Raw genomic sequence first — 16875 nt, 5'->3', positions numbered from 1 at the left:
GCCTGCGTATTAACCACTTGTAAAGGGGCACCAGAGGTTATCTTAATTGCGACAGGCTATAGAAGTTGAACTTACTTTAAATGCTGGCAAAGTACTGACCGCGCAAGGACAAAAAGTACAAGTTGTTTCTATACTATCAACCAATATATTTGATGAACAAAGTAGCTATTGTAAAAAAGACATACTGCCAGTCGCCGTTACTAAACCTGTTGCTATCGGCGCCGTCCATAGCGATTTTTGGAGGAAGTATATCGGTTTAAGTGGCGGCGTTGTTGGTCTTAGTCGTTTTGAGAGTTAGCTCCGGGTAAAGTATTAATGGCGTACTTTATCTTTACTGTTGATGAGGTTGTTAAAAAAGTTAACGTTTGGTAATAATAATTTAAAAGTAATGCCACAGCCATTAGATAATAATTTATGCTGTGGTATTAATATACAATCTGCACTATTACTTTTTGTTATTTGTTGACTACTTGGTTAAGATTATTTATCTTGGTGTCGTGTCAAATTTGCACTGTATTTGTGTACGTTTTATTCGGGTTTTATTACGGAGTTGCAAGCATTATGGATAATATAGGGAGTGTTACCATTATTTAATAAAAACATAAGGTATATAAATGAACTATAAAAATAATATTGCTGCTTTATTACTCTGTGCTACCAGCCACTATGCTGTTGCAGACGTTAATAATGGAAGCTTTGAAACATGGTTAGCAGGCACCCCCTCGGGTTGGACGACGATTGATTCTGGTATTAGCGTGAATAAAAATACCACTGTTTTTCAAGAAGGTTTGAGTTCAGCTGAAATTACCGTTAATACCGGTACACAAGGTTCTACCGACATTCAACAACTGGTTAGTGTTGTTGCAGGGCAAACTTACGAATTTTCTGTTTGGGTTTACCATACAGAAGGTAGTATTAAAGCGCGTTTATATATCGATGGCTATCAGGGCTACTCGAATGAAAGTCTAGTTAATCAATGGCAACAAGTTACCCATAGTTATACCGCAAGCGCAACGTCAGATATTGCTGTTGGCTTACGTTTTTACGACATTGCCGGTTTTGATGGTTCTGAAATTGTCTATGTTGACTATTTTCAACCTACTCAAGCATCGGGCGGTGGGACAGGTAGTTGCAGTACCAATAATGTGACTTTTAGTTTAACCACAGATAATTACGGTTACGAAACTAGTTGGACATTAACCAACACGAGTAATCAAGAAGTTGCTAGTGGTAATAACTACGAAAGTTCGACCAGCTATAATGAAAGTTATTGTTTAGCCGATGATGATTATACTTTTACCATTAATGATACTTATGGTGATGGTATTTGCTGTACTTACGGCAATGGCTCTTATGAATTTTCTCTTGCCGGAACTGCATTAATTAACGGTGGTGACTTCAACAGTAGTGAAACCAAAACCTTTACTTTAGGTAACACAGGCGGAATTCCGGGTGGAGGAGGCAGTGGCTCAGGCACTTATTCTGGTACCTATTATGACGGCATTAGCTCGACATCAGGTTACCCGTTAAAAACAGAGCTTTATAATTTAATCAAAGATCATGAAAATCAGGGCTATTCAGCGCTATGGACCTTCTATGAAAACCATTCTTTGGATGTTTATTTTGAAAATGATGGCTCTATATTAGATATATATTCTGAAAATCCGCTGGTAAGTGACAATTATAATTTTATTAAAGTCACCGATCAGTGTGGTAATTATAGCGGTGAAGGCGGTTGTTATAATCGAGAACATACTTTCCCAAAAAGCTGGTTTGGCGGCAAAGTAGAGCCAATGAACTCTGATGTTCATCACATCTATGCAACCGACGGCTTTGTTAATTCGAAACGCGGTGGTTACCCTTACGGTGAAGTTGCCACAGCATCTTTTACTTCAACTAATAACAGTAAATTAGGCTCAGCAACCACGACTTTAGGTTATAGCGGTACTGTGTTTGAACCCATTGATGAATTTAAAGGTGATTTAGCCCGCGCACAATTTTACATGGCGACGCGTTATGAAAACTTGATTGGCGGCTGGCAGAATAATTCGGTGTATGGTGATGCTATTTTAGATGGTAGTAGTAATCAAGTTTTTGAATTATGGCAATTAGAAATGTTATTACGTTGGCATACCAATGACCCGGTCAGTCAAAAAGAAATAGATCGAAATGAAGCGGCACTTGGTCATCAAGGCAACCGTAATCCTTTTGTTGACCACCCTGAATATGTTGACAGTATCTGGGGTAATTAATTAAGGGAACTTCTCTTATTCATAGCTTTTAAAGTATTAGCTAACAAAGTAACGTTAAGGCATTTCATTTTTAAAAGTGTAATGCCTTTTTATGTTCAGGATGAACGGTATGTCACGGTCACATGGATGTGAAGGAGAGACGATGTTCAGGATGGCCTCTCTCAGACATCCTGTCTTTCAAGGAATTAGTGCGTAATATTGCACGTCTAGCTTTATATCTATCAGTGTAAATTTTTTACTTACTGATACCACAACCTTTAAGAATTATCTGGGTAAGGGTTTTAGCCACTTGTTCAAAGTCTTCATTACTTAACTTATCTTTACCCATGGCTGCGTTAACTTGTGGGGCAAAATCAGCATAATGTTGCGTGGCTCCCCAAATAGTAAAGAGTAAATAAAGTGGATCAATTGGGTCCATCTTACCTTGCTTAATCCAGCCTTCAATAGTCGCTTTAACCTCATCTATCCAAGTTTTAAAACTGGTTTTTAAGTATTCCTGCAAGCGAGGAGCACCGTGTATAAATTCACCGGCAAATATCCGTGATGCTTCAGGATTAGTTTTTGAATACATCACCTTAGCAAGAATATAATCACCTAAGACTTTAGCAGGTTCTTCAGTCGAGGTAATAATGGATGAATCCCATAAGGTAAGAATTTCTAATAATATATCAGAGTAAATAGCTTCTTTATTTTTATAATAATAATGAACATTTGCCCGTGGGATACCGGCGCGTTCAGCAATGCCTTTTATTGATGCCCCTTTAAAACCATGCTCTAAGAAATCTTGCTCGGCAGCTTTTAAAATGATCAATTGATTCTTTTTTCTGACCCGCCCAGTTGATGACGTGTTTGGTTGTTGATTCTTTATTATTGGCATATTAATCAATCATCTTTGCAGCATTTATTAGCAGGGTGGCAAATATAAGCTATTTCAACAATAAAGTTAATAGTCAATTTAGGGTTTAATTTTAGCAGAATTATGATTTTACTTGACACTGGTGTCAGGTTATTTCTATTATGTGAAAATAAATAGCTATAAAATAATTAAAACATCTCTGAACTATTAGGAAAATTTATTATGCCAACACCACATATCTCAGCTAATGTCGGAGATTTTGCCGAAACGGTTATCATGCCGGGTGATCCCTTACGTGCAAAATTCATCGCAGACAACTACCTAACCAATGTTAAACAGGTCACCGAAGTTAGAAATATGTTTGGTTACACGGGCGAATACAAAGGTAAACGTATTTCAGTGATGGGCTCAGGTATGGGGATCCCTTCGATGTCTATTTATGCGACTGAGCTTTACCGAGATTATGGCGTTGAAAATATTATTCGTGTTGGTAGCTGTGGTTCAATTCGTGACGATATACAACTTGAAGATATCGTTATTGCTATGGGTGCCAGCACCGACTCTAATGTTAATCGTCAACGATTGAATAATTATGATTTTGCGGCTATAGCTAACTATGAGTTACTCGAAAAAGTGGTTAGCACCGCGAAGCGTTTAGGCAAAACGCCGAAAGTAGGTAATGTTTTTTCAGCTGATTTGTTTTATGTACCAGAATTTGAAGTATTCGCGAAGTTAGAACAATATGGCATTCTTGCGGTAGAAATGGAAGCGGCTGGTCTTTATGGCGTTGCCGCTGAATTAGGTAAAAAAGCGCTATGCCTGCTAACAGTAAGTGATCATATTAAAACGGGCGAAAAAATGTCAGCAGAAGATCGTCAGTTAAAATTTGGCGAAATGATTGAAGTTACTCTAGAAAGTATTCTTTAGTTTTAGTACGCATATTTGTATAGGTAATTAACCATATGTCAGAAAATAACATTCAATTTTTGTTAAATAACGAACGTAAAGTTATCGAAAATTGTGATCCTAATATGACGGTACTCAACTATTTAAGAGAAGAGTTGAGTCGAAAAGGGACGAAAGAAGGTTGTGCTTCAGGAGACTGTGGTGCCTGTACAGCAGTGCTTGCTGAAGTGGTTCACTCAGCAAAAAGTCAAACAATAACCGAACATCTTAGCTATCAATCGATTAATACCTGCATTACTTTTTTATCTGCACTTCATGGCAAACAGCTTGTTACAGTAGAAGACTTACAGCAAGGAAATAAATTACATAGTGTTCAACAAGCTATGGTCGATTGCCATGGCTCACAATGTGGCTTTTGTACTCCTGGTTTTGTAATGTCACTTTTTTCATTAAAGAAAAATTTAGCGCAAGCCAAGTTTATTGATGCGACAGATAATTCTCCTGCTGTTGATTTAGACAAAGACATCGAGCATGGCTTAGCGGGTAACTTGTGCCGCTGTACTGGCTATCGCTCTATTACTGAAGCGGCAAAACAAGCTTGTGATAACAATGACGTTGATCAGTTTGAGCACGAGCAAGCGGCGACTATTAAGCAATTAAAACTCATAGCTCAGCAACAAGAAACTGTTGAACTGCACAATAATGGCAAGAGTCTTTATCTTCCTTATACCTTAGATAAATTAGCAAAATTGGTTGAACAATACCCGAAAGCTAAATTGTTAGCCGGTGGTACAGATTTAGCGTTAAGCGTTACCCAAGGTATGGCGCAAATACAAACCATGATTTCGATGAGCAATGTGCGCGAGCTTGCACAAATTAATGAAACAACAGAAACTTTGTCCATTGGCGCTATGGTGAGCTATGAGCAAAGCCATCAGTTATTAAGCCAGCATTATCCAGAATTTGGTCAAATGCTTTATCGCCTTGGTTCAACTCAGGTGAGAAACTCGGGCACGTTAGGGGGAAATGTCGGTAATGCTTCTCCTATTGGAGACACGCCACCCGTATTAATCGCCTTAGGTGCTAAGTTAGTGCTTCGCAAAGGCGAGCGTACTCGTGAAATATCTGTTGAAGATTACTTTGTTGATTACAAAGTGACACAACTCGAAAGTGGTGAGTTCATTGAACGTATTGAAATTCCAAAAGCTAACAGTAATAAACATCTCAAAGTCTTTAAAATATCAAAACGTTTAGATGACGACATCTCAACGGTGCTTGCCTGTTTCTATATTAAGTTTGCCAATAAAAAAGTGGCTAATATTACCATTGCTTTTGGCGGTATGGCAGGCATCCCAAAACGCGCTTTTTCCTGTGAGCAAGCTTTAATGGGTAAAGAGCCTAGCGAACAAAATATTGCTTTAGCGATGACAGCATTAGCAAAAGACTTCTCTCCGATGTCAGATGTGCGCGCGAGCAGTGAATATCGCTTACAAGTGGCAAAAAACTTAGTGAGAAAATGCTTTTATGAACTAGAGCAAACGCATGCAGCAACCCGAATCGAAACCTTTGAAGTCGATACCTTTGAAGGGAAAGGAGTGACTCATGCGTAAATTAAGTGAAATTGATAAAGGTCTTGAAAGTAAAAAAAGTTCTGGTGCGGTTGGGCAATCGACCAAGCATGAAAGTGCTGAAATGCATGTTACCGGCAAAGCCGTTTATACCGATGACAAATTAGAGTCGTTAGGGCAATTGCATGCTGCTGTGGGTATGGCAACGATTGCCAGTGGTAATATTACCGCGATAGATTTATCGGCAGTACGCGCCGCCAAGGGTGTAGTTGCTGTTATTACCTTAGATGACATTGTTGGTCATACTGATATTGGTCCTGTTTTTCCGGGCGATCCAATACTCACCAAAGATGTCGTTGAATTTTATGGTCAAGCTATCTTTGCGGTCGCTGCGACGAGCCATGAGTTAGCAAAACAAGCGGTAGCGTTGGCAAAAATTGACTATAAAGAAAAAACACCAGTACTGACTATTAAACAAGCGTTAGAAGCTAAGAGCTTTGTTCGTCCACCGCATAGTATGAAACGTGGTGATAGTGCCACTGCTATTGAGCAAGCTAAGCATCAGCTGAGTGGTGAGATTACCATTGGTGGCCAAGAGCATTTTTATTTGGAAGGTCAAATAGCCAGTGTTATTCCCACCGAAGATGGCGGAATGACCGTTTATTCATCTAGCCAACATCCTGCTGAAGTTCAAAAACTTGTGGCAGAAGTGTTAGGTATCCCTTTTAATCGCGTCGTTGTCGATATGAAACGTATGGGTGGTGGTTTTGGCGGCAAAGAAACACAAGCGGCTGGTTGGTCTTGTTTAGCGGCGGTACTTGCTGATAAAACCCAAAAAGCAGTAAAGCTGCGTTTAAATCGTAGCGACGATATGATGATGACCGGTAAACGTCATCCTTTTGAAAATCATTATCAAGTAGGGTTTAATGGTCAAGGTGTTATTGAAGGCATAGATATAACGGTCAATGGTAATTGTGGTTACTCACCTGATTTATCAGATGCCATCGTCGACAGAGCCATGTTTCATGCTGATAATGGTTATTACTTGGACCATGTCAGTATTATTGGTAATCGTTGTAAGACGAATACCGCCTCCAATACCGCCTTTCGAGGTTTTGGTGGTCCACAAGGTATGATGATTATTGAGTGTGTCATGGATGATATTGCTTACTCTCTAGGATTAGACCCACTTGCTGTGCGTAAAGCTAACCTTTACGGTACCGATGCGCGCAATATTACCCCGTACCATCAGCAAGTAGAGCACAATAATTTAGCTGAGATGATAACCAAACTTGAGCATAGCTCTCGTTATACCGAGCGTTGCCAAGAAATTGATGAATTTAATGCCGGCAGTAAATTTCTTAAAAAAGGTATTTCACTAACACCGGTTAAATTTGGTATTTCGTTTACTGCTCAGCATCTTAATCAAGCAGGGGCGCTGATTAATATTTATACCGACGGAAGTGTTGATGTTACACATGGCGGCACTGAAATGGGCCAAGGGTTGCATACTAAAATTGCCCAAATCGTTGCACAAGTTTTTGGTATCGCCGTTGATAAGGTAAAAGTATCAGCAACGCGGACCGACAAAGTCCCTAATGCTTCACCAACAGCGGCTTCTTCAGGTACCGATCTCAATGGTAAAGCCGCTCAAAACGCTGCACAAACAATTAAACAAAGGTTAATTGATTTTGCTGTCGAGCACTTTGCTGTTGAGAGTAACGAGATAACTTTTAGTGACGATTTAATCGATGCCGGTGAACATAAACTCAGTTTTGTAGAGTTAGTCCAAAAAGCGTATTTTGCTCGGGTGTCTTTATCGTCGACCGGTTTTTATCGAACGCCAAAAATTTATTACGATCGAGAAAATGCCCAAGGTCGACCGTTTTTCTATTTTGCGATGGGTGCTTCAGTATCTGAAGTGTTAATCGATACGCTGACCGGTGAATACAAGTTATTACAAACCGATATCCTTCATGATGTTGGTGACTCTTTAAACCCTGCGATAGATATAGGCCAAATTGAAGGTGGTTATATTCAAGGCGTCGGTTGGTTAACCACTGAAGAATTACATTGGAATGATAAGGGACGTTTGTTAACGACTGGGCCGGCCACCTATAAAATTCCTGCTATTAGCGACGCACCAAAAGTTTTTAACGTTGAGTTGTTGAAAGATTCTCCTAATCGTGAAGCGACCATTTACCATTCTAAAGCGGTAGGCGAGCCACCGTTTATGTTGGCTATTTCTGTCTGGTCAGCGCTGCGCGCCGCTATTGCTAACTCTGTTGCTACAAAAGATAGAGCCAAAGGTGTTATTCCGTCGCTTGATACTCCTGCCACACCAGAGCGAGTTTTAAAGGCTGTGCAATTAATAACCGCCCAGCAAGGGATGGCAGCCGATGAATAACCGACAAAGTTGGTCTGAAGCGGTTAGTTCATTAAAGATCAAAGGAGAGGCCTTTGTCTTGCTAACAATTATTGGTGTGCATGGCTCAGCGCCTAGAAATTCTGGTACTAAGATGGTGGTGAGTGCCAATAGCACTTATGACACTATTGGTGGTGGTCACTTAGAGTTTAAGTCTATCGCGATAGCGCAACAATTATTAGCAGACGAAGATAAGAATCAACATATCGAGCACTTTTCTTTAGGTGCTTCCTTAGGGCAATGTTGCGGCGGAGATTGTAGCGTATTATTTGAAAGCTTTGCAGCTTGTAAAACTCAAATAATGCTTTTTGGCGCCGGCCATGTTGGTAAAGCGTTAACGACCATCCTTGCTGACTTACCTTGCCAGCTAAAATGGGTTGATAATCGCCAAGAACAGTTTCCTGTTCAGATGCTGGCAAATGCGCCGGCTAATATTGAGTGTGTTGTTAGTGACAATCCGGTAGATGAAATAGCTAGCATGCCTGCAGGCAGTTTTTTTATCATTATGACGCATAATCATCAATTAGATTTTGAACTATGCCAGGCGCTGTTAAAGCGTGGTGATTTTGCGTATACCGGTTTAATTGGTTCTGAGACAAAATGGAAACGCTTTCAGCATCGCTTAAAACATCGAGAATTTAGTCAGCAGGCTATTGATCAGCTCACTTGTCCTATTGGTTTAAGTGCCGTGCCGGGTAAACGTCCTATGGAAGTTGCGGTATCAATTGCGGCTGAAATTATTGGTTTATATCAAAAAGACGACCATGCGGGTCATCAGTCAACTACCGCGCAAGGGATCAGTTTCAAAGCGTTAACGCCGTTACTTAATAGCGCGACTAATCTCCATGTTACCGGTCGAAGCAAAAATAAAGTAACTGATAGCAAACCGATTACAGATAAGATTAATGAATAACTTTACCTTAGGTTCAACAGGCGTTTTTACCCTAGAAGGTATAAAAGCGGCAACACTTATTATTAACAGCGACAGGTTAAAAACCGCATAATAATGAGATCAAATTATATATTTATCCTAATAATGCTCTTAAGAAAAAGGGCATTATTGGTTACCTTGAATAAGGAAACGTTATGTCGATTATCGTGTTAAATGCTTTGCAACCTCAGGCGGCCCACTTGGCCTTTATGCAGTGTTGTACAGCCAATACTTGGGTAAGCCGCATGGTGGCTGCTATGCCATATAACAATTTAGCGGCGTTATCTGCACACGCTGATATCAGCTGGAAAAACCTTACAGAAGCCGATTATTTGCAGGCTTTTGAAGGCCACCCTAAAATTGGCGATGTGTCTAGCCTAAGAGAAAAATACCGCTCGACAGAGAAAATTGCCGCGGGAGAACAATCGGGTGTTAACACAGCGACAGAACAAGCATTAAGTGAGTTAAAGCAATTAAATGATGACTATCAAGAAAAGTTTGGCTTCATTTTTATTGTTTGTGCCACAGGTAAAACAGCCACGCAGATGTTAGATATATTGGTAAAACGTTACGCGAATAATCGCGCGGAAGAAATCATTAATGCAGCAGAAGAGCAACGAAAAATATTTCAGTTAAGAATCAAAAAAATGATTGCTGAAACTGCCACTACTGCTTCAAACGTAAAAGAGACCTAAGTTTATGAGTCAAATAACTTCACATATATTAGACACTAGTCGCGGTAAACCCGCTGCTGGTATTACTATTTCTCTCTTTGAACTTAAGGGTTCAAATGATGGTGACAATAGTATCCAAGCACAGTGGTCACTTTTGGCACAAGGCCAAACAAACAGTGATGGGCGAGTGCCGGCCTTACTTGATAAAGAACGAATATTGCCTGCGGGGAGTTATCGCGTTCATTTTGCGATCAGTGATTATTTTAACGCGCTGAATGAGCAAGCTTTTTATCCCTATGTTGATATTGTTTTTGATATCAGTGGTGATGGTGAACACTATCATATTCCATTATTACTGACCGCTTTTGGTTACTCAACTTACCGTGGCAGCTAAGATGATTTTACATGCTAAACCACTAAGCCAAAAAGCGTTTCAAGCTTTTGGTGATGTGATTGAAGTCAATGATCAAGTAGAAAAAATATCAATAAATTATGGGCTTACACAAAGATATCATGCATTAGCGACGCTAGATGTTAGTGAGGAAGCAGGGCAAGGTATTATCAGTGTTTTTCGCTCGTCGCCTAAAGAATGCTGTCAGATCAACGCCGGTATAGGTCAAATAACCATTGACTGTATGGAACGTCATCCTTTATCAAGCCAGGCTTTTTATCCTTTGTCTGCTAACGCTTATTTGGTAGTTGTTGGACCTGCGGGCGAATTTGATGTGACTAAATTAGCCGTATTTCTTGCTACAGGCAACCAAGGTGTTAATTACCACAAAGGTACTTGGCATCATTATAGTTTAGCTTTAAGTGAAACCGCTGATTTCTTAGTTGTTGACCGAAAAGGTGTCGGCAAAAACTGCGATGAAATCGCTTTAGAAAATAAAATTACCATACATTTCAATTTAGATAACCGGAGCGATTAAGTCGATGTCAGTAAAAGCATTTCGCGGTGAGATTTTACATTTTGTCGAAGACCCAGCCTCGACGCCTTGCCAAGATAAAGAGCAAGCAGAGCAGAGCAGCTACCAGTATTTTGAAGATGGTATTTTGCTGATAGAAAATGGCAAGGTTAAACAGTTGGGCACAGCTAAAGCTATGTTGGCTGATTTAGAGCATTCCCTAGAGATTCAACATATTGAAAATGGCCTGATTGTCCCAGGCTTTATTGATACTCATATCCATTATCCTCAAACTGAGATGATAGGGAGTTATGGTGAACAATTATTACAATGGTTAGAAGATTATACCTTTCCGACCGAAAAAAAGTTTGCTGATAAAGCCTACGCCACTAAAATCAGTGAGTTTTTCCTCAATCAATTGCTTGCTAACGGCACAACAACCGCATTAGTTTTCGGCACTGTCCATGCTGAGTCAGTTAATGCCTTTTTTGAAGTGGCTTTAGCCAAAAATCTCCGCATGATTGCTGGCAAAGTGATGATGGATAGGAATGCTCCTGACTATTTACTCGATACCGCGCAAAGTAGTTATCAGCAGTCTAAGCAACTTATCAAAGATTGGCATGGTAAAGGGCGTTTGCAATATGCTATCACCCCAAGGTTTGCGCCAACCAGTAGTGATGAACAGTTAAGCTTGGCTGGGCAACTATTAAAAGAGCACCCAGGTGTTTATATGCAAACCCATTTGTCTGAAAATTTAAAAGAAATTGAATGGGTTAAATCGCTTAATCCCGATTGCGAAAACTATTTAGATGTTTATAAAAAGCATCAATTACTTGGCAGTCGTAGTGTTTTTGCTCATGGTATACATTTATGTGATGCTGAATATAGCGACTTATCTCAATCTAATTCAGCCTTGTCATTTTGTCCAAGTTCAAATCTGTTTTTAGGGAGTGGTCTGTTTAAACTTGATGTTGCCCAGCAACACAATATTAAAGTGGGTCTAGGTACAGATATAGGCGCAGGAACCAGTTTTTCACTATTAGAGACCTTAAAAGATGCCTATAAAACGCAGCAGTTAAGAGGCAAAAAATTAGATTCATTACAATCTTTCTATTTGGCAACTTTAGGTGGCGCAAGAGCGCTAGATTTAGAAGGTACAGTAGGTAATTTTCAAGTGGGTTGTGAGGCTGACTTTATAGTCTTAGATTATCATGCAACACCATTAATGAAATTACGGCTAGAGCAGTGCCAATCATTGGCAGAGAAACTTTTTTCTTTCACTATATTAGGGGATGACCGTGCGGTTAAAGCTACTTATATACAAGGTGAATTAGCTGAGATTAATTACGATTAGTGCTTACAATAAGATAAGCAATAGCTAAAGTTAATTTTACGGTTTTTACCTTTAGTGGACGGTGTTACTCAGGTTGGCGCGTTATTCGTGTCAACCACACTAATTACCGGTGCGACAAGACAATATTTCATCCTTCGTTAAACAATATCTAGATAGAGAATCAGCATCATTGCTCAACAAACAGCCTATCTGTTGTTCAGGTGATCATATTTAAGGTCATTAATATAAATTATTGAGTGTTAATTACTGATATACAGCTACAATATTGGATTAAGGTTGATCAGCTTTGCCGAGTTAAAGCGATAGCTCTTGCCTCCAAGTTAAAACTTCAATCTATGCTCAGCATAAATTTTCTCCCCAACGCTATATATAAACCTGAGCGTTGCATTCGCACAACATTGGAGGCAGCCAAGAAGTATAGCTTTCCCATTGAAAAAATAATGTTTGAATTTACCGAAGTTGAAAAAATTGATGATACCGCTTTTATTAAGAATATTGTTGAGTCTTATAATAAAATAGGCTTTAAAACTGCAATAGATGACTTTGGTGCAGGGTATGCTGGTTTGGGTTTATTAGCTGATTTTCAAACTAACATCGTAAAAATTGATATGGGGTTAATCCGTAACATTAATGAAGATAAGGTTCGTCAGTCAATAGTAAAAAATTGTTTAAATATTTTTAATGACCTAAACATTACTCCGCTTGCTGAGGGAATAGAGACTAAAGAAGAATACCGCTGTTTACGTGATTTTGGTATTGAACTAATGCAAGGTTACTTTTTTGCCAGACCGGGCTTTGAAAATCTACCTTTGGTTGACTTTAGCGACCTTTAATAATGAGAGACTAACAAGCTGATCCATAAGTTTTTTATCCCTGTTTTACCTTTTATCTGCTGAAAGTATTTCGTCCACCGCTAAGCATTTACCTTGTTGCCAGCTCTCTTGTAAGCGTTGTTTAAATAATACTATTTCGTCTCGTTGTGCTAATAGTCCCTTAATTAAACTTTCGGCCTCAAGCAAGCGTATATCAAGTTGTTCGACTATTTTGTTGTGATCAAGTCCTTCAGTTACGCCACTATCTGCTAAAACATTTAAGATATCTGCCAATCTAAAACCTAGCCGCTTCGCACATTCAATCGTTGCTAAACGCTGCACACTAGCTTGCGAATAATGTCGATAACCATTTATATTTCTTTGTATTTTAGGGAGTAATCCTTTGGCTTCATAAAACCGTATAGTAGAGGCTGTTATACCACTTATTTTTGCTAACTCGCTGATTTTCATCGGTACCCACTTTATGCGTATGTAAACTGTTGACATTAAAGTTAACTTTAAGCTTATACTTGTACAAAATCCAGCTCGTTAAACTTATTAACAGGAGTTCTACTTGAGTCACTCTGTATTTACACCGATAACTCTTCCTAATGGCGCAATTTTGCCAAATCGTTTAGCAAAAGCCGCCATGGAAGAAAATATGGCTGTTGAAGGCCATTTACCCGGCGATGATATTTTTCAACTATATAAAACATGGGCTGCGGGAGGCACTGGCCTGCTTATTACGGGTAATGTCATGGTAGATCACCGTGCAATGACCGGTCCAGGAGGTATTGCTTTAGAGGCAGATACACCCTTAGAGCCCTTTAAAAAGTGGGCTGAAATAGCAAGCAAAAATGGCACAAAAATATGGATGCAAATAAACCATCCTGGCCGACAAGTCTATGCTGCTATGGGAGGGCAGGTATTCTCTCCTTCAGATATTGCATTGGATATGGGGAAGCATAGTCAGTTATTTAGTAAACCAAGTCCGATGACCGAGCTTGAAATTCAAGCATTAATTCAGCGATTTGTTGTCACAGCATCACGTGCTGTTGAAGCTGGGTTTCATGGTATCGAGATCCACGCAGCCCATGGTTACTTGTTATCACAATTTTTGTCGCCGCTGACCAATAAGAGAAATGATAACTGGGGTGGCAGCCTTGAAAACCGTGCTCGCCTCCTTTTTGAAATTGTTAAAGCGGTCAAGCTAGTTATACCTGAAAATATAGCGATAGCGGTTAAGTTAAACTCCGCAGATTTCCAACGTGGTGGTTTCGATGCACAAGATGCCTTAGTTGTGGTAAAAGAACTTGGCCATTTAAACGTAGATTTAGTTGAATTGTCAGGTGGTAGCTATGAAAGCCCAGCAATGCAAGGTAATACAGCTGATGGACAGCCCCTAAATAGAGAAGCTTATTTTCTTGAGTTTGCGAAAGAAATTGCCAAACAAGCTCCTATGCCAATTATGACAACAGGAGGCATTGTCCGTTTAGCGATTGCACAAAAAGTAGTAGATGAAGGCGTAGATATGCTCGGCATTGGCAGAGCACTGGCATTTAGTCCAAATCTTCCTCAACGCTGGAAAACGTCACCAGACGCGGTAGCCATTTTACCTCAAGTAAAATGGCAAGATAAAACTTTAGCCGCACTTGCAACTATGGCTATTACCAAACGTCAATTACAACGTATTGGCAAAGGTAAAGCCCCAAAATTAAACTCATCACCATTATTTTCACTGATTTTTGACCAACTACGACTTAAAAAACTGACTAAAATCTATCGAAAAACTTATGAAAATGAATAGGGCATATTGATATTTTTTAATCTTATATAAGGCATTGTCAACAGATAGTGTCGAGTAAGCCCGTTGATTAGCGGTTGACTAGGGCCTAAGGAAGTTGACAATAAAGCATAGTTTGACGGTTAATGGCGGCATATTCATCACCTTGCTTATATAAAGTGGCGAAAATTACTCTTGTTAACGATAATACGTTATGTGTTAACAATCGTTCTAAACGTAAGGTTTATCCTTGCGTCTTTAATGAGTTTAGTTGGCGGTAAACGATGTAGCCAATGCTGTTGTGTTGGCCCTTTCATGACTAACAAACTGCCCGCTTTAAGGGGTAAGGTAATGACTTCTTTTGATATCTTGTGCTTCAAAGCAAACTTTCTTTCAGCACCAAAACTTAACGATGCAATCGCACCTTGGTCCTTTAAATCTTTTTCACCGTCGCTGTGCCAAGCCATGCCTTCTTCTCCACTGTGATAAAGGTTAAGTAAGCATGAATTATAAGTTTCACCACTATGGCGCTCGACAAGTGCTTTTAACGAAAGCAAATCATCGGTAAAAGGCAACGCTGTTTTAGTAATGTTAGAGTAGGTATAGCTAAAACATTCAGCAGCATGCCAAGCCACTTTTCTTTTTGTTTCAATAGTTTTGCCAAATATAACTGCTTGGTCACAACGCCAATCAATACCGTTAAGTAAGCGATTAAAGTAATAGTCGCTATCGTCTAAAGAGATAATTTCACCAAAATAATCGACATCACCATCATATGGCAAAAGATTAATCGGCTGTTCAAATAAAGATGAAAATAGATCCATGTCGATAACACTTAAATGAGAAGGTGAAGTAGCCATAGTACAGACAGCAGTTAATGAAAATGGGCTAAGCGTGTTTAAGTTAACACCCCAAGCAATTACCTGAACTTTTTGAAAATAATAGCACAGTAGATAATAAAACTCATCGATACTTACGTCGCCACTTTAAAATTCAGCAATATTTACCACAATAAAACAACATTTTGTAGGGGTTTTCCCTGATTGAAGATGAAATTGGAATTAGATATTGTCTGAGCATATATTCTGCTATTAAAAATGTCCTTAACGGTGTAGATAAAGACTTGGCAGGTTAAGAATAATGTTGTTAAAAAATATATGGTTCAATGTCTTAAGTAGAAACTTTACTGCAGTAAGTAGTTTTATCTAATACTCATTGTCAATTATGTAAGATAAATCTATTTTGGAAACCCATGGTCGTTGTTAAAAAACTAGATTCTGCAATTATCCACCCAGAGCAAAATAACTACGATATAAAGCAGTTCGTTGACGGTAGCTGGATACGTCTTATTTATATGGCGTTGCAACAACAAAATTTACCCGCAAACAATTTATTATCGACAGTAGGTATTAACGTCGCTTCTTTACGTGAATTAGATTCTATTCAACGGGACGTTGTGCTTAAGCTATATGATAATATTGCACTATATTCAGGTTTAGATACCTTACCTGCTGCAGTGGCTGCTATTTTTCAATTGCATTTCTTACGTCATACGGGTGTCATCGTATCAGATGCTAAATCGCTAAGTGATTTATTAGAAAAAATTATTTTTGCTAGTGAGCAAATGAATAAATCGATTGAGGTCACTCTAGTCATTAAGGCTGATTGCAACTTATTAGTTGTTTCATCGCGGGCAGAGCTGGCTAGTGTCCATAGAACGACACTAGAAATTGGACTTTGCCTGGTTTATAAAATAATTAATCAAATATTTCCTGCTCACTTAGATATTATCTCAAAGATAACGCTTGATTTAAAAAGTCAAAGAAAGAACTTTGAAAAAATATTTGATTATCCGGTTACGTACACCGATAGCGGGGAATATGTCATTGTTTTTAAGAAAAACGCTCTTGCGACCAAAAATTTATTTTCAACGCATTCGATTGGTTTAGAGCCCTTCGTAGATAATAAATTGTCTAAAACTGATATTCAATTGCTCTCTGATATTGAGAATTTAATGACTGAAAATATTGCTTCAAATAATCTAAATATCGTTTTTGTAGCTGAGCAAATAAACAGCAGTGTCAAGACCTTGCAACGTCGTTTAAAACGCTTCAATACTGACTTTAGTGCTTTATTGAAAACCAAAAAAATCAATCATGCGCAAATGCTATTAAAGCAAAACAGACTGAGTTTAATTCAAATCTCTTATCGGCTGGGTTTTAATTCGCCTTCAAGTTTTTCTCGGGCATTTAAGAAATGGACAGGTGTTTCGCCATCAGATTATCAGTAAATAATGTACATGCGGGTTACTCAATGGTTGGCTATGTAACTCCCTATCAGTTGGTAATAATTTAACGTAACTGTTTTCATTATGGTACTAGACACTTCAAACACTGAACACTTGCTCAT

General features: G+C 39.0%; 15 protein-coding genes and 1 pseudogene. 13 read left to right on the top strand and 3 right to left on the bottom strand.

Translation table 11 applies throughout. The features are described 5' to 3' along the window. The first annotated feature begins 46 nt into the window (after positions 1-46). Both H4J70_RS07875 and H4J70_RS07870 read left to right on the top strand, forming a co-directional pair. On the top strand, positions 47-298 hold the full coding sequence (locus H4J70_RS07875; protein WP_182215965.1) for a transketolase-like TK C-terminal-containing protein: 252 nt from the start codon (positions 47-49) through the stop codon (positions 296-298). 316 nt (positions 299-614) lie between these two features. Further along, the gene (locus tag H4J70_RS07870; protein WP_182250860.1) at positions 615-2252 is read left to right on the top strand and encodes an endonuclease; all 1638 of its coding nucleotides are present in this window, start codon (positions 615-617) and stop codon (positions 2250-2252) included. A gap of 235 nt (positions 2253-2487) precedes the next feature. On the opposite strand, the gene H4J70_RS07865 is transcribed toward H4J70_RS07870, so the two are convergent. Then, positions 2488-3063, bottom strand: a complete 576-nt coding sequence (locus H4J70_RS07865) for a TetR/AcrR family transcriptional regulator (RefSeq protein WP_259364916.1) — start codon at positions 3061-3063, stop codon at positions 2488-2490. 267 nt (positions 3064-3330) lie between these two features. On the opposite strand from H4J70_RS07865, the gene deoD reads away from it, so the two are divergent. The 9 genes and pseudogenes from deoD to H4J70_RS07820 form a co-directional block, all read left to right on the top strand. Further along, the gene (gene deoD, locus H4J70_RS07860) at positions 3331-4035 is read left to right on the top strand and encodes a purine-nucleoside phosphorylase (RefSeq protein ID WP_182215970.1); all 705 of its coding nucleotides are present in this window, start codon (positions 3331-3333) and stop codon (positions 4033-4035) included. Between the two features lie 35 nt (positions 4036-4070). After that, complete coding sequence (gene xdhA, locus H4J70_RS07855) at positions 4071-5624, top strand: xanthine dehydrogenase small subunit (RefSeq protein WP_182250859.1); 1554 nt, start codon at positions 4071-4073, stop codon at positions 5622-5624. Further along, on the top strand, positions 5617-7989 hold the full coding sequence (xdhB, locus tag H4J70_RS07850) for a xanthine dehydrogenase molybdopterin binding subunit (RefSeq protein ID WP_182250858.1): 2373 nt from the start codon (positions 5617-5619) through the stop codon (positions 7987-7989). Before xdhA ends, xdhB begins: the two co-directional genes overlap by 8 nt. Further along, on the top strand, positions 7982-8920 hold the full coding sequence (xdhC, locus tag H4J70_RS07845; protein ID WP_182250857.1) for a xanthine dehydrogenase accessory protein XdhC: 939 nt from the start codon (positions 7982-7984) through the stop codon (positions 8918-8920). Before xdhB ends, xdhC begins: the two co-directional genes overlap by 8 nt. 173 nt (positions 8921-9093) lie before the next feature. Next, a complete protein-coding gene (gene uraD / locus H4J70_RS07840) occupies positions 9094-9633 on the top strand; it encodes a 2-oxo-4-hydroxy-4-carboxy-5-ureidoimidazoline decarboxylase (RefSeq protein ID WP_182250856.1) in 540 nt (179 codons plus the stop codon). A 4-nt stretch (positions 9634-9637) separates the two neighbouring features. Continuing rightward, positions 9638-10006 (top strand): hydroxyisourate hydrolase, encoded by a 369-nt coding sequence (gene uraH / locus H4J70_RS07835; RefSeq protein ID WP_182215978.1) that lies wholly within the window; start codon positions 9638-9640, stop codon positions 10004-10006. A 1-nt stretch (position 10007) separates the two neighbouring features. Continuing rightward, complete coding sequence (locus H4J70_RS07830; protein ID WP_182215979.1) at positions 10008-10541, top strand: ureidoglycolate lyase; 534 nt, start codon at positions 10008-10010, stop codon at positions 10539-10541. A 4-nt stretch (positions 10542-10545) separates the two neighbouring features. Then, positions 10546-11871, top strand: coding sequence for a guanine deaminase (gene guaD, locus H4J70_RS07825; protein WP_182250855.1), 1326 nt, complete (start codon positions 10546-10548; stop codon positions 11869-11871). 275 nt (positions 11872-12146) lie between these two features. Next, a pseudogene (locus tag H4J70_RS07820) lies at positions 12147-12704 on the top strand (EAL domain-containing protein); the annotation flags it as partial. 45 nt (positions 12705-12749) lie between these two features. Here the strand turns inward: H4J70_RS07820 and H4J70_RS07815 are convergent. Continuing rightward, complete coding sequence (locus H4J70_RS07815; RefSeq protein ID WP_182250854.1) at positions 12750-13190, bottom strand: MerR family transcriptional regulator; 441 nt, start codon at positions 13188-13190, stop codon at positions 12750-12752. A gap of 67 nt (positions 13191-13257) precedes the next feature. On the opposite strand from H4J70_RS07815, the gene H4J70_RS07810 reads away from it, so the two are divergent. Beyond that, positions 13258-14490 carry an NADH:flavin oxidoreductase/NADH oxidase family protein gene (locus H4J70_RS07810; protein WP_182250853.1) on the top strand — a complete coding sequence of 411 codons (1233 nt, stop codon included), beginning with the start codon at positions 13258-13260 and terminating at the stop codon, positions 14488-14490. Positions 14491-14678: 188 nt separating this feature from the next. Here the strand turns inward: H4J70_RS07810 and H4J70_RS07805 are convergent, their stop codons facing one another. Continuing rightward, on the bottom strand, positions 14679-15326 hold the full coding sequence (locus H4J70_RS07805) for an alpha-ketoglutarate-dependent dioxygenase AlkB (protein ID WP_259368020.1): 648 nt from the start codon (positions 15324-15326) through the stop codon (positions 14679-14681). A gap of 392 nt (positions 15327-15718) precedes the next feature. Between H4J70_RS07805 and H4J70_RS07800 the strand changes: the two genes are divergently transcribed. Further along, positions 15719-16756: an AraC family transcriptional regulator gene (locus H4J70_RS07800; protein WP_182250852.1), complete on the top strand. Its 1038-nt coding sequence runs from the start codon at positions 15719-15721 to the stop codon at positions 16754-16756. Positions 16757-16875 lie beyond the last annotated feature (119 nt).

It is taken from the genome of Colwellia sp. BRX8-9 (assembly GCF_014077245.1).
GTDB lineage: Bacteria > Pseudomonadota > Gammaproteobacteria > Enterobacterales > Alteromonadaceae > Colwellia_A.
Note: the sequence above shows the minus strand (reverse complement) of the source record. Positions and strands in the feature narration are given on the sequence as shown.

What these genes read in the sequence shown, in the direction of transcription:
- xdhB (WP_182250858.1), top strand. Translation starts at nt 5,617, where the DNA reads ATGCGTAAATTAAGTGAAATTGATAAAGGTCTTGAAAGTAAAAAAAGT.
- H4J70_RS07830 (WP_182215979.1), top strand. Translation starts at nt 10,008, where the DNA reads ATGATTTTACATGCTAAACCACTAAGCCAAAAAGCGTTTCAAGCTTTT.
- H4J70_RS07815 (WP_182250854.1), bottom strand. Translation starts at nt 13,190, where the DNA reads ATGTCAACAGTTTACATACGCATAAAGTGGGTACCGATGAAAATCAGC.
- H4J70_RS07805 (WP_259368020.1), bottom strand. Translation starts at nt 15,326, where the DNA reads ATGGCTACTTCACCTTCTCATTTAAGTGTTATCGACATGGATCTATTT.
- H4J70_RS07800 (WP_182250852.1), top strand. Translation starts at nt 15,719, where the DNA reads ATGGTCGTTGTTAAAAAACTAGATTCTGCAATTATCCACCCAGAGCAA.
- xdhA (WP_182250859.1), top strand. Translation starts at nt 4,071, where the DNA reads ATGTCAGAAAATAACATTCAATTTTTGTTAAATAACGAACGTAAAGTT.
- xdhC (WP_182250857.1), top strand. Translation starts at nt 7,982, where the DNA reads ATGAATAACCGACAAAGTTGGTCTGAAGCGGTTAGTTCATTAAAGATC.
- deoD (WP_182215970.1), top strand. Translation starts at nt 3,331, where the DNA reads ATGCCAACACCACATATCTCAGCTAATGTCGGAGATTTTGCCGAAACG.
- uraD (WP_182250856.1), top strand. Translation starts at nt 9,094, where the DNA reads ATGTCGATTATCGTGTTAAATGCTTTGCAACCTCAGGCGGCCCACTTG.
- uraH (WP_182215978.1), top strand. Translation starts at nt 9,638, where the DNA reads ATGAGTCAAATAACTTCACATATATTAGACACTAGTCGCGGTAAACCC.
- guaD (WP_182250855.1), top strand. Translation starts at nt 10,546, where the DNA reads ATGTCAGTAAAAGCATTTCGCGGTGAGATTTTACATTTTGTCGAAGAC.
- H4J70_RS07870 (WP_182250860.1), top strand. Translation starts at nt 615, where the DNA reads ATGAACTATAAAAATAATATTGCTGCTTTATTACTCTGTGCTACCAGC.